General features: G+C 61.2%; 11 protein-coding genes. 3 read left to right on the plus strand and 8 right to left on the minus strand.

Annotated elements, in window-relative coordinates; translation table 11 throughout:
* Window positions 1–418 precede the first annotated feature (418 nt).
* The 3 genes from htpG (at window position 419) to L4X63_RS18760 (ending at window position 3,048) form a co-directional block, all read left to right on the plus strand.
* Entirely contained in the window at window positions 419–2,353 is a 1,935-nt protein-coding gene (gene htpG / locus L4X63_RS18750) for a molecular chaperone HtpG (RefSeq protein WP_250680190.1), read from the plus strand.
* 110 nt (window positions 2,354–2,463) lie between these two features.
* Window positions 2,464–2,742, plus strand: a complete 279-nt coding sequence (locus L4X63_RS18755; RefSeq protein WP_250680191.1) for a type II toxin-antitoxin system RelE/ParE family toxin — start codon at window positions 2,464–2,466, stop codon at window positions 2,740–2,742.
* Between the two features lie 15 nt (window positions 2,743–2,757).
* Complete coding sequence (locus L4X63_RS18760) at window positions 2,758–3,048, plus strand: HigA family addiction module antitoxin (protein ID WP_250680308.1); 291 nt, start codon at window positions 2,758–2,760, stop codon at window positions 3,046–3,048.
* A gap of 20 nt (window positions 3,049–3,068) precedes the next feature.
* Here the strand turns inward: L4X63_RS18760 and L4X63_RS18765 are convergent, their stop codons facing one another.
* From L4X63_RS18765 to L4X63_RS18800, 8 genes are all read right to left on the minus strand, one after another.
* Window positions 3,069–5,708, minus strand: a complete 2,640-nt coding sequence (locus tag L4X63_RS18765; RefSeq protein ID WP_250680192.1) for a hybrid sensor histidine kinase/response regulator — start codon at window positions 5,706–5,708, stop codon at window positions 3,069–3,071.
* 256 nt (window positions 5,709–5,964) lie between these two features.
* A complete protein-coding gene (locus L4X63_RS18770; protein ID WP_250680193.1) occupies window positions 5,965–6,852 on the minus strand; it encodes a response regulator in 888 nt (295 codons plus the stop codon).
* 290 nt (window positions 6,853–7,142) lie between these two features.
* Window positions 7,143–8,096: a TP0624 family protein gene (locus L4X63_RS18775; RefSeq protein WP_250680194.1), complete on the minus strand. Its 954-nt coding sequence runs from the start codon at window positions 8,094–8,096 to the stop codon at window positions 7,143–7,145.
* A 202-nt stretch (window positions 8,097–8,298) separates the two neighbouring features.
* Window positions 8,299–8,919, minus strand: coding sequence for a hypothetical protein (locus L4X63_RS18780; protein WP_250680195.1), 621 nt, complete (start codon window positions 8,917–8,919; stop codon window positions 8,299–8,301).
* Window positions 8,920–8,975: 56 nt separating this feature from the next.
* On the minus strand, window positions 8,976–10,601 hold the full coding sequence (locus L4X63_RS18785; protein WP_250680196.1) for a tetratricopeptide repeat protein: 1,626 nt from the start codon (window positions 10,599–10,601) through the stop codon (window positions 8,976–8,978).
* A gap of 51 nt (window positions 10,602–10,652) precedes the next feature.
* Window positions 10,653–11,012, minus strand: a complete 360-nt coding sequence (locus L4X63_RS18790; RefSeq protein ID WP_250680197.1) for a hypothetical protein — start codon at window positions 11,010–11,012, stop codon at window positions 10,653–10,655.
* A gap of 67 nt (window positions 11,013–11,079) precedes the next feature.
* The gene (locus tag L4X63_RS18795; protein ID WP_250680198.1) at window positions 11,080–12,330 is read right to left on the minus strand and encodes a beta strand repeat-containing protein; all 1,251 of its coding nucleotides are present in this window, start codon (window positions 12,328–12,330) and stop codon (window positions 11,080–11,082) included.
* 396 nt (window positions 12,331–12,726) lie between these two features.
* Window positions 12,727–13,512: an ABC transporter permease gene (locus tag L4X63_RS18800; protein WP_250680199.1), complete on the minus strand. Its 786-nt coding sequence runs from the start codon at window positions 13,510–13,512 to the stop codon at window positions 12,727–12,729.
* Window positions 13,513–13,514 lie beyond the last annotated feature (2 nt).

The raw sequence follows: 13,514 nt of genomic DNA on the forward strand, positions 1-13,514 counted from the left end.
GAACGCGGATGACGCGGATTGAGCGGATTTCCGCGGATAAACCTTTTTAAGGTTAAACCTAAACCTTAGAGACGATAGAACACGAATCAAATCCGAGTACCGATGAAGGTTTTAGGGCTAAAGCTTTTACAAAAAAAGAGTTTTAGATTGATCCGCGTGAATCCGCCAAATCCGCGTCATCCACGTTCAAAGCCTTTGACGTACCGCCTTACCCCTTAAGACTTTGTCCTGATCCGCCTTTATCCGTCAAAATCCGTGTCATCCGTGTTCCATTGCAGTTGTCCCTGTCTTATCCGCGTCATCCGCGTTCCCAGCCTCAAATGTCTGTCTTTTTTTCTCTCCCCCCTTGAAATCGGCCGCCATCGTTATTACCTTCCCGCCAGACCAATCCACCATGACCAAAGGAGATTACCAACCAATGGGCAAAACCGTCAAAAAGTTCGAGACCGAGGTACAGCAGCTGCTGGACCTGGTGATCCACTCCCTCTACTCCAACAAGGAGATTTTCCTGAGGGAGCTGATTTCCAACGCCTCTGACGCCATAGACAAGATCAGGTTCGAATCCCACTCCAACATGGAGCTTCTGGAAGGCAACGCCGACTGGAAGATCAAGCTCCACGCTGACAAGGAGGCTGGCACCCTCACCATCGTCGACAACGGTATCGGCATGTCCATGGACGAGGTGGCCGACAACATCGGCACCATCGCCAAGTCGGGGACCCGCAACTTCGTGGCCGCGCTCAAGGAGCAGAACGCGACCGACAACCCGGAGCTGATCGGCCAGTTCGGGGTCGGTTTCTATGCCTCCTTCATGGTCGCCGACAAGGTCACCTTGAAGACCAGGAAGGCCGGGGGCAAGGAGTACGGCTGCTGCTGGGAATCCACCGGCGACGGCAGCTACACCATCGAGGAGTGCGAGAAGGAGTTCCGCGGCACCGAGATCACCCTGCACTTAAAAGACGACATGAAGGAGTTCCTCGAGGAGTGGAAGATCCGCTCCATCGTCAAGAAGTACTCCGACTACGTCCAGTACCCGGTCGTGATGGACGTCACCCGCAGCGAGCCGGTGAAGGACCAGGACGGCAAGGTGATCGAGGGGGGCGGCACCATCGAGAACACCGCCGAGGAGACCCTGAACTCGATGAAGGCCATCTGGGCCCGGCCGAAGAGCGAGATCACCGAGGAGGAGTACGAGGAGTTCTACAAGCACATCTCCCACGATTACGACAAGCCGCTCTCCACCATCCACTACTCCGCCGAAGGGGTGAGCGAGTTCAAGTCCATCGTCTACATCCCGTCCCACAAACCGTTCGACCTCTTCTTGCGCGACCACAAAAAGGGCGTCCACCTCTACGTGAAGCGGGTCTACATCACCGACAACTGCGAGGCGCTGCTCCCCGACTACCTCCGCTTCGTCAAAGGGGTCGTCGACTCCAGCGACCTTCCCTTGAACGTCTCCCGCGAAATCCTCCAGGAGGACGTCCAGATCAAGCGGATCCAGAAGAACTTGGTCGGCAAGATCCTCTCCACCCTCGCCGAGATGAAGGAGAAGAACCCGGACGACTACCTCACGTTCTGGGCGGAGTTCGGCCCGGTCATCAAGGAAGGGATCCACTTCGACTACGCCAACAAGGAGAAGCTGCAGGACCTGATCATCTTCGAAAGCTCCAAGACCGATAAAGGGAAGTTCGTCTCGTTCAAGGAGTACGTGGAGAGGATGCCGGAGTCTCAGAAAGAGATCTACTACATCACCGGCGTGAACCGTGAATCGGTGGAGAACTCTCCCTACATGGAAGTCTTCAAGAAGAAGGATTACGAGGTCCTCTACCTGACCGACCCGGTCGACGAGTGGGTGGTCCAGGCGCTCCACGAGTACAAGGAGAAGCACTTAAAGGCGATCGACCGCGGCGACCTCGAGCTCGAGAGCGAGGAGGAGAAGAAGGAGAAGGAGGCCCAGAAAGAGGAGGCCCAGAAGGAGTACGGCACCCTCCTCTCCTTCATCCAGGAAACCCTCAAGGAGAAGGTGAAGGAGGTCCGGCTCTCCTCGCGCCTGACCGAGAGCGCCTGCTGCCTGGTGGCCGACGAGATGGGCCTGAACGCCAACATGGAGAAGATCCTCAAGGCGATGAACCAGGAGGTCCCGGAAGGGAAGAGGATCCTGGAATTAAACCCGGATCACCCGATCATGCAGGTGATGACCTCCATGTACGAGAAGGACAAAGGAAACGCCAAGCTCGGCGACTACTGCGAGCTCCTCTTCGACCAGGCGCTCCTCACCGAGGGGAGCCCGATCAAGGACCCGCTCCGCTTCACCAAGCTGGTGAGCGAACTGATGGTGACCGGCGGGAAGTAACTTTAGAGCGAAGAGAGACCGCAGTTTTTCATAAAAAGGGGCGCAGCCGACCGGCTGCGCCCCTTTCTCTTGCTCCTTGCCAATCGTAACCGGAAGGGTTACAGTTCTCCATGATCCTGTCATTCCGGCACAAGGGGCTTCAGAAGTATTTCGAGTCAGGCTCAAAGGCTGGGATTCAGGCCCACCACGCCGCCCGACTCAGGCTGGTCCTCGCCCGGCTACATGCTGCCCACGAACCTAAAGACATGGACCTACCGGGACTACGACTCCACGAGCTGAAAGGTCGATTAGAGGGACTCAACTCGGTAATGATCAGCGGAAACTGGAGAGTCATCTTCCGCTTCGAAGGGCAGGACGCTGTAGACGTCGACTATCTGGACTACCATTAAAGGAAACGTGACATGATGCACAATCCTCCTCATCCTGGAGAAGTTATTCGCGCTCTCTGTATCGAACCGTTGGGGCTCTCAATAACCGAGGCAGCCAAGGCTTTGGGAGTCAGCAGGAAGGCACTGTCATCGCTATTGAATGCAAGGAGCGGAGTAACGCCTGAAATGGCAATGCGGCTTGCCATAGCCTTTGACACCACACCGGAAAGCTGGTTGGTTCAGCAGATGCAATACGACCTTTGGAGACTATCACAGAAAGCTTCCCTCGGGAGCGTCCAGAGACTCACCCCCAAGGATGTGCGATAGGCCGTAGACCCCATGCGCCCTCACGAAAGCACCTCCCGCAGCTTGTTACTCATCTCCATCAGCCGGTACGGCTTCTGGATGAAGGCCACCCCCTCCTCGCTGAACTTTTCCGCCACCTCGTATTCGCTGTAACCGCTCGCCACGATGACCGGCACCGAAGTGTCGATCAGCCGCAGCTCCTTCAGGGTCTGCTCGCCGTCCATCTCGGGCATGGTCAGGTCGAGCAGCACGCAGACGATCTCCTGACCGTGCCGGCCGTAGACCTCCAGCGCCTCCCTCCCGTCCCGCGCCACCAGCACCTCGAACCCCATGGCGGACAGCATGTGCCCGCCGAGTTTTCTGATGTTCTCCTCGTCGTCCACCAAAAGCACGGTCCCCTCGCCGCTGAACAGTCCGTCCCCTGGCTGGGTTACCGGACGCTGCGCCGGGAGCGCCAGGGCGGGAAGCAGCACACGGAAGGTGGTCCCCTTCCCCACCTCGCTCTCGACCTTGATGGCCCCCCGGTGCCCGCGCACGATCCCGAGCACGGCGGCCATGCCGAGCCCGCGCCCGGTGAACTTGGTGGTGAAGAAGGGATCGAAGATCTTCTGGATGTTGCCCGGCTCGATACCGCACCCGGTGTCGCTCACCTCCAAGACCACGTAGCGCCCTTCCGGAAGCGAGTCGTCGATCCAGGAATCGGAAAGCATTTCGCGGTCGCAGTCGATAGAGCCGGTGGCCAGGGTGATCACCCCTGCCTTTTCCCCGATCGCCTCGGAGGCGTTCATGACCAGATTCAGGACCACCTGCCGCAACTGGCTCGCATCGCCGCTGATGGCCGGCAACGGCTGCTGGAAGTCGTATTTGAGGGCGGTCTTCTTGGAGATGGAAACCTCCAGCATCTGCCCCATCTCCTTCACCAGGTGGCTCAGGTCCAGTTCCTCGATGAGGAATTTCCCTTTCCCCGAGTAGGCGAGCATCTGGCGGGCCAGTTCCGCGGCACGGCCGGCTGCCACCTCGATCTGGGCGATGTTGTCGCGGGCCGGGGAATCCTCGGGAAGCCTCATCAGGGCCAGGTCGGCGTTACCGGTCACCACCATCAGAATATTGTTGAAATCGTGGGCGATTCCGCCCGCCAGCACCCCCAGGCTCTCGAGCTTCTGCACATGCCGCATCTGCTCTTCCATCCGCTGCTTCTCCAGCTGCAGCTGTTTATGCTCGGTGACGTCGACCACCACCATCATGATGTGCGGACAGCCGTCCACCTCGCAACGGGATATGAAGAAATCGAAGTAGACCGATCTGCCGAAGGTAGTGACGAAGGGGCGCTCCAGGTGCCGGGTTACCCCGGTTACGAGCACCTCCTCGGCAATGGCATCGACGCCTGAGGACTTCCAGCTTCCCAGGATGCGGAAATTCTGGGAGAGAAGCCTCGATCTGGTGCCGCCGACCATGGCGGCCAGGGTCTCGTTGGCGACCACGCAGTCGCCGGTGGCACCGTCGAAGACCTGGATGCCGGTGGGGGACGAGGCGAGCAGCGTCTCCAGCAGCACCAGCGCCTTGTCGCGTGCCTCCTCGATAGTCTTTCGCTCGGCGAGCTCCCGGGAGAGCCGGCGGTTGGTGCGGTCGAGCTCCTCGGTCCGTTCGGCCACCCTCAGTTCCAGGGTGTCGCGGGAGAACCGGAGGGCCTCCTGGGCGCTCACCTCGCTCTGCCACCCGTAGTAGATCCGGCGCGACAACAGCACGGTCACCAGCACGAAGACGCCGACCAGGCAGGACATCCGGAAAAGGTCCCGCCGCCAGGGAGCCAGGAAGTCCTTTTCCGCCAGGCCGACCAGGACGTAGAGGGGATAGCGCCCCACCTTGAGAAAGGAGACCATCTTCGGGACGCCGTCCCAGCTCAAGGGGGTATAGAAGGTTCCTCGCTGCCGCCCCTCCTGGAGTAGCAGGCGCAGTTCGGGGGATATCTTGGAGACGCCGATGACCTTGGTGTCGCCCGAGGTGCCCTGGTGACGGACCATGATCCTCATGTTGCCGTCGCGCAGGCTGATGCCGCCGGTGGGGCCGACGTCGATGGCGGACAACATGGTCCGGATGGTGTCGACCGCAACGGGGCAGGAAATGACACCGGCGAAGGATCCATCGGGATTGTTGATCCGCCGGGCGAAGGCGATGATGAGCTTGGGGGTGACCCTCCCCATGACCGGAGAGGAGATGACCAGTTCCGCCCGCGGGTCATCCCGCAGCTGCTGGAAGAACGGGCGGTCGGCCAGCGTGAAGTGACCGTCGGGCACCCCGGCGCCGTAGATTAGATCCCCCCGTGCGTTGGCCATCCGTAAAGCCACTACCTCGGGAAGGCGCTCCTGCAGCCGGCTCAGGTGACGGCTGAAGTCGGAAGGCTTGATCCCGCCGGCTGCGATTTCCCTTTCCGCCTCGTCGACCGCTGCCAACAGGGCCACGTCAATGGTATCGACCAGCCCGGTTATGCTGTAGCCGAGGGCCTCCGACAGGTTCTTGCTGTCCTGGGCGGCCCGCTCGAGGTACTGGCGCTTGCTCTGCCCAAGGGACAAGGCGGCGAGGCTCGCGACAAAGAGATTCAGGAGGAGGACGACGGCGACCAGTCTGAACAGTACGTTGCTGTTGGCACGGGAGGTTGCGGCTGATTCTCGAGCGACTTCCATGAATCTCCTTGCTGCGCGACGGTCGGGGGAAAGGGTGAGGAGAGACGGTCACTTCATTATATCGGCCAGCGGGTAAAATTCATGAGTGAAAAGGCGGGAAATTGCCCGGCGGGACGGCGACGGAAAAACAGAGGGGGGGCACGACGTTTCGGCAACTATTACCCACCATTTCCCGAAGAACAGATAGAAAACCGGTACGGGGGGCGCGGTGTGTGGCGCCCAGGTACCGGCTTTGGAAAGGGGGTGCAGGTGGCAGCTATTTTCCGTAGATGTGTTCGCTGCTCTGGAAGGCTCTTTTGACACGGGTTAAAAGGCCGATCTCCTTGACCGGCTTGAGGACGAAGTCGAAGAATCCCTTTTCGAGGGCCTCCTTCTCCTCGTCGGGTGTGGCCGCGGCAGTCATCAGGATGACCGGCATGTAGCGGAACTCCGGGATGTTGCGGATAGCGAAGAGAAACTCGTAGCCTCCCAGCTTCGGCATGACCTTGTCGGTGATCACCATCCTCGGCTTGAGGGTGAAGATCTTGGTGAAGGCGTCCATCCCGTCGAGCGCGGTCTCCACCTGGTACCCCTTGCGGGTCAGGATCTTGGCCACCATCTCACGGTTCAACTGGTCGTCCTCCACGACGAGGATGCTCTTGCTCCCCGCCTCGACGATCTGCTGCTGGCCGAGGTAGTGGCGGGCGATTGCGCGGGTGATTTCGACCCGGGTGGAAACGTAGAGCACCACCTTGTGCCCGGTGAGCTTCTCGATCTCGTCGAACAGCTGGCCGGTGGTGGGATCGGCCACCGCGAGACCGAGCTTGCCGCCGTCCACCTTCAGGGGGAACAGGGTATGTTTGACGGCCAGCTCCAGCGGGATCATCTTCAGCATCGCGGGGGGAAAGGCGTACTTGGCGAAATCGTGGATCTTGCGGCTGCGGTACTGCACCGCGAGGGCGTCGGCCAGCTCCTCCGGGGTGACCAGCCCGATCACCTCGAGAAGCTCTCCCAGCCTCAGGTGCTTCGACCGCGCGTGCTCAATCAGCCGGGAAACCGAAACCGAGGTGAGGATCCCCTTTTCGACGAATATCTCCCCGAGCGGCTTGTGGCCGGGTACGGTGGAACCCGGGATATGCGGGGCAGTGGTATCGTGTTGTGTCATTCGGACATTCTCCGAAAACGTCTAATGAAGGTCCGGCTGGACCAAAGTGCAAAATTAAAGGCAAAAGGGAAAAAAGGCAACCCAATATTGCATGGGTGATCTTCACACCAACCGGAAAAATCGGGCAGTTGGGGAAATTATACAGGAAGGCCGTCTGGGGGCGACAGGAACGGCGGGAGGATTTCAATACGGCGGGGGATTAAGGAACGGCGGGATGATCGGGGACTCGGCGGGGCTGGAAGGAATCGGCGGTCCGGAGGGAGATTTGGCTCCCGCCGGACCGCACGAAATTATTTCAGTACGAAGGCGACCTTGGCGCCCGCCAGGAAGTTGGCTTTCTGGTTGGCGGAGAAGATGGCCACCGCATCCTGGTCGCTGACCTGCAGGTCGGCGGCGGTCACTGTGCCGACCGCTTTGATGACCAGCGGGGTCTTCACGCCGCGGGCCTCGAGCGCGGCCTTGGCCTTTTCGACGCTGTTCGTGTACTCGCCGCACCCCTGCTCGACCAGCACCTTCTGGCTCACCTTAGACGGGTCGTAGAGGAGCTCCTTCTTGGTGCTGAAGATGCGGTTGATGAGCGCCGCCTTGAAGTTCTGGTCGGTCGCATCGACGATCAGGCCATCGTAGTCGACGGGGGGAGCGGCCGGAGGCGGGGTGGCCGCGGGGGGCTCGTACTTGGGAGCCGGCTTCCCATCCAGCTCGGTCACCGCCTTTTTCAGCTCGGGATCCTTGGTCATCCGGTCGTACACCGCCGAGGCGAACCCCTTGGGACCGTGAAGCCCGATCTTGACGATGGCGATGGCGGTGTCCTTGTCCTTGCTGTACTCCTGCAGCACCACCTGGACCCCTTTCACCATTCCGGTGACCGCGCTCCGGACGCTGTCGTACTGGAGCATGCCGTCCTTGACCGAGGTATCGCCCACCAGGGCGAAGCCGTTGAGGTATTCCGCCACCGAGCGCTGGGCGAGCACCACGGCGGCCCGCTTGGCTCCCATCTCCCGCTGGGCGGGGGTCCTGGCGTCGGGGTTGCCCACTGCTTCGCCGTAGAAGACCAGGGCCTCCTGGCTGAAGGCGGCGTTGTCGTCACGCCCGTTGGGGCCGCCGGTCACGCTGAGGTTCTGCTGGCTTAACCACGCCTTGGCCTTGGTGAAGGTATCGTCGATCTGGCTGGCGCCGCCGTCGTCGGCCAGCGCCGCGCCTGCCCAGAGCGTCATCATCAGGGCTGCTACCGCAATCCTCTTCATCGTCCTCTCCTTTAAAAATTCATTGAATTGAATAACGTCAGTGACCGAAAGTCCCCCCTTCGAAAAAGGGGGGCGGGGGGGATTTCCTCACGCACCGGCCGCTTCAAATCCCCCTAAATCCCCCTTTTTCAAAGGGGGACTTTCTCACCGGAAAGAGGGACCGGCACGTTGCAGTGCCGGGCCCCTCTTGGTTACTCAGTGGCTACTCGTAGCTGCCGATGGTCCCGGCGATCTTTTTCGCCACCTCGGCGGTGTAGTAATCCCCACCCTTGTCCCCCTCCTCCGAATACTGCAGCTCGGAGAGGATCTTGCCGTCGGAGGTCCGGGCGACCTTGAGATCGACGTAGAGGACGGTCGGGGCGTTGTCCGGGATGGCCGACGGGGTCGGCGACAGCGTCGCGGTGTAGGGGAGGATCCCGGCGGCCCGGGCACGGTCCACCGCGTTGGGGTCCACGTAGCCGTCGATCTTCCCGCCTACCACGTAGTCGAGTTTCTCGCGCCGGGCAATGTCGATCTGGGAACGGATGTTGTAGTTGTACGGCACGTCCAGCGGAACGATGACCACCTCTTTCTTGAGCAGCTGCTGGAGCCGGCTCGCCAACTCGGCGGCGAAGATGACCGGCATCCCTTTCTTGCTGCAGAGGTTCGCGTCGTTCCTGGTCTTGATATCGTTGTACCCGATCTCCTTCAGCACCAGGTCCGGACGGCACTGCTGGAAACCGACCACGCCCACCTTGTAGTTCCTCCCCGGGCCGGAGCAGCCGGCCAGGACGGCGGTGGCGAGGGAGGCGGAGATGAGAACCGGCCACAGTTTCTTCGACATGGTTATTCCTCTCAAGTGGCGCCCGGCGCTGGTCCGGGCGGCGGTTTGCGCTCTCGTTACTTGTTGCTCGCTTCCATCCGGTCCAAAAGGAACTTGGCCTGGTGGTCGTCCGGGGAGAAGCGGAGCGCCTCGTGCAGGGCGGCCTGCGCGTTAGGGAGATCCCCCTTCTCGTAGGCGAGGAGGCCGAGCGATTTCCACAGAAGCGGATCCTGCGGGAACCTCACCGTCCCCTCCTTGAGGGCCGCGGCGGCCTTGGGCTCGTCCTTCATCTCCTTCAGGCAAAGCGACAGGTAGAAGTAGGTCTCCGGCGACGGGAGGATCTTCAGGTTCTCGGAGAAGTACTCGATCGCCTTGGGATAGTCGCGGCCACGGAAGGCACGGCCGGCGAGGATCATCGCCTCGGTGCTCTTCATGCGGCGCTCGTCGTCGCTCAACCCGGCGTAGGGAGAGCCGGCCGGGGGCGCGGGGGCGGCCGCCTGCTGCGGTGGCGCCGGCTGCTGCGCCGCGGGAGCGGGAGCCGGAGCCGGGGCGGGAGCCTGCGAGGCCGACTGCTGGGCCTGCATGATGTTGGTCAGGGTGATCCGGCGGCCAAGGGTCTTCTCGTTGATCGGGATGTTGACGTAGAGCTGGGTGAAGGTGTCGAGGTCGACGGTCTTCCCTTCGGCTACGAAGCCCGGCTTGTACTTCTTGAGCGCGCCAAGGGTGACCTCGTCGAGCATCCCGGTGAGCGGCACGTCGTAGCCGTAGAGGTAGAGCCACTGCTGGGCGTTGTGGTTACGCTGGAAGTCGTTCATCCGGTAGTAGCTCTTCTTGATGGCGTCGGTCACCACCTCGTCGGCCTGGGTGTCGTCGTCGACGAGCCTCCAGTACGGGATGGAGAGGTCCTTGCCGACGATCTGGATCATGCTGAACTCGACCAGCAGCCGGACGGCGTTGTGGCGCCCCTGCACCTTCTTGATGCTCCCCTTGCTCCCGAAGGTGGGGCCGAAAAGGGTGATGCCGAATTCCTTCTCGGAGAGGGCCTTGGTCACCTCCATCGAGTTGGTGGTGTTCATGCGGGCGATGCCGGCCATGGTCTTGAAGTCGAGCAGGTTGAAGTCGAGGGTGATCCTCGCCAGCCCCGTCTTGGTCGAATCGGAGTAGTCGATGCCGATCTTCTTGGAGGGGACCGGGATCGGCAGCGGGACCTCCCCTTCGGCCCCCACGTCGGTGCCGGAGCCGCGGGTCTCGAGGCCGCGGTCGAACTCGGTGATGCCGCCGGAGACCACCACGTCCGGGATCAGCTTGTTCCTGAAATTGGAGTACCCGGTCGCCATCTGGTTCTGGATGAAGGCGGGGTCGTAGGGGATGAAGGTGACGTTCCCCCCGATGGAGTTCAGGGCGCTCTTGATCATCTCGGTGATATCCTTCGGGATCTCGCCGCCGGTGGCTATGGCGGTCCCGGTGTTGTCACCGATCGGGTTGCTCTGGATTTTGAGCGGGCCGGTGTCGTAGATCTCGGTCATCAGGCCGAGGTTCCTGAGCGATTGGGTGAAGGAGGTCACCTTCTTGATGGGGGCGGTCTCGGGGAGCTTGACGTCGACCTTGGAAGGAGCTACCGAGGCGCAGGCGGCTAAAAGGCCGGAAAAGACCAGCAGCGACGCGAGCTTGAGTCGCATCGACGGCACAGTAATGTTCTTCATGGTTCCCTCGTGGCGCATTGAATTGGACAACTGAAGCGGTACCGGGGCAAGCTAGCGCCCGATGACCTGGGTTTTGTCGCCGCGGCTTTGGTCGATGATGACGACGTCCCCGCGGATGGTCCCCCCGACTCCGAGGACGACGGAGTTCATGTTGCCGGTGGAAGGGCCGGAACCGCCCCCCGCCTGCTGCCCATCCTCCATCCCGTGGGAGGAACGGACGTCGGCCTGGCTCATGGCGTTTCTCTTGATGAAGCTTACGTTGCGGTCCTTTTGCCCCAGCTCGTCGTCGCTCTCGATGGATCCCTCCAGGTGGCGGGAGATCCCGTCGTCGAGGTCGGAGGCGATGGCGCCCTTGCCGGCCAGCAGGGCGAAGCAACAGGAGATCAGCAGGATTTTCGGCATCGTCTTCATTTCTCTCTCCTCAAAAAGTTTCCGGCGGCCACCCCGCCAGGGCAGCGGCCGCCGGAAACGGATCGGGTTACTTCACCACCACCGAGCCCATATTGGCGGTGTTGCCGAAGCCGACCGCAACGTTGGCGGCACCCTGGTTGTTGGAGTTATTGGAGACGGAGCCGTTGACGGTGGCGTTCTGGACCTCTACCGAGCCCATGTTGGCGTGGTTGCCGAAGCCGACGGCGACGTTGGCGGCACCCTGGTTGTTGGAGGAGTTGTCCACGTAGCCGTTCACGGTGGCGTTGTGGATGTCGGTGGAGCCCATGCTGGCCTGGTTGCCGGTCCCGACGGCGACGTTGGCGGCGCCCTGGTTGTAGGAGTTGTTGTAGACGCCGCCGTTGATGTTGGAGCCGGTCACGCTGGTGGAGCCCATGCTGGCCTGGTTACCGGAGCCGACCGCGATGTTGGCGGCGCCCTGGTTGTTGGAGTAGTTGTCCACGTAGCCGTTCACGTTGGAACCGCCGATGTTGGTAGAACCCATGCGGGCGCTGTTGTTGTTGCCGACCGCGACGTTGGCAGCCCCCTGGTTGTTGGAGTAGTTGTACACGCCTCCGCCGACGTTGGAATTGCGGATGTTGGTGGAGCCGAGCGAGGCCCGGTTGTTGTCCCCCACCGCGATGTTGGCGGCGCCCTGGTTGTTGGACCCGTTATAGACGTAGCCGTTGACGTTGGAGTTGTTGACGTTGGTGGAGCCCATGCTGGCCTTGTTGCCGGCCCCGACCGCGACGTTGGCGGCCCCCTGGTTGTTGGAGTAGTTGCCGACGTAGCCGTTCACGTTGGCATTGTTCACGTTGACGGAACCGACGTTGGCGTTGTTGCCGGTCCCCACCGCGACGTTCGCAGAGCCCTGGTTGTAGGAGTTATTGTTGACGCTGCCGTTGATGGTGGCGTTGTTGACGTTGACCGAGCCGGTGTTGGCGTTGTTGCCGGAGCCGACCGCGATGTTGGCAGAGCCCTGGTTGTTGGAATAATTACCGACGTAGCCGTTCACGTTGGCGTTGTTGAGGTTGGTGGACCCGCTGCTCGCGTTGTTACCGGCGCCGACGGCGACGTTCGCGGCACCCTGGTTGTTCGAGTAGTTGCCGACGTAGCCGTTCACCCGGCTGTTGGAGACCCCGGTGGTGCCCATGTTGGCGTTGTTGTAGTCGCCCACCGAGACGTTGGCGGCACCCTGGTTGTTCGAGTTGTTGTTGACCGAGCCGCGGATATCCGACTGGGCGTAGCATACGGCGGCATTCAACAGGACGGCGATTGTCACTACCATGCTCTTTTTCATTGTTTCCCTCCCCTTTCTTCTCTGTACCGGATTGAATTAAATATTTCAAATGCAACATCGGGTTGCGAGGTAGCGTATACAAAGAGCCGTTGGTGGCGGCAAGATACCAACGGGAAAGCATTTTTTCAAGAACAAAATCAGGTTTTATCTGAGGATAAGACTATAGAAAGGTTGAAATCTCTTAGTGATTTTCCTCGTTCACTCTTACCGGTTCTATGACGGACACTCTCATCAACTTCTACCGGTGTTTTATAACAGTAACGGCAATCCCTTATGCAGAGTTCTACTTTCTGCACGTTGGAGATCCGGCAAACAGGTGCTATGACGGACAGGGAGATCCATTTCCTTAAAGAGTGCGGCTGGGGATAGGTAACTGACGGGGGGGGAGGATGAAGTTTATTCGTCCCGGAACTGGTGGGCCTGGGTGAAGTAATGGCGGTAGCCCTGAAGAAGGATGAGGTAGGCGGTGATGGAGACGGCGCCGGTAATGGCGCACATGATGGCGATCTGGTACCTGACCGCCACCACCGGCTCGGTGCCGGAGAGGATCTGGCCGGTCATCATCCCGGGGAGCGAGACGATACCCATGGCGGCCATGGTGTTGACGGTCGGCATGAGCGCCGCCCGGAAGGCGCTGCGGACCGCCGATTGGGAGGCCTGCCGTCCGGTGGCACCCAGGCAGAGGGCGGTCTCGATCTCGTCGCGGCGCTCCCGCATCTCGGCTGCCAGGCGCTCGGCGGCGAGGCTCGCACCGTTCATGGAGTTGCCGATGATCATCCCGGCGAGAGGGATCAGGTAGCGGGGATCGTACCAGGGGGTGTAGCGGACGATGACGGCGCAAAAGAGGAAGGTGACCGCGCCGCAGCCGATGAAGATCGAGGTGCCCGCCACCTGGTAGAAGCGGGGCATACGGTTGCGGATGCGGCCCCCGATCACCTGGAGGGAGAAGGCCCCCATGACCAGCAGGATGGCGATCACCGGCAGCGGGCTTTTCACCGCGAAGATGAAATGCAGCAGGTAGCCCACCAAGAGGAGCTGGGCGACCATGCGGACCGCGGCCCAGAGCATCTGCCCCTCGTGGCCGACCTTCATCAGGCGCGCGAGGCCGATGGAGAGGAGCACCAGCCCGAAGGCCAGCACGAGGTCGATGATCTCGAGATTGACGAGTCCCTGGTTTTCCATGA

This window comes from Geomonas sp. Red32, from assembly GCF_023652955.1.
In the GTDB taxonomy this organism is placed as follows: domain Bacteria; phylum Desulfobacterota; class Desulfuromonadia; order Geobacterales; family Geobacteraceae; genus Geomonas.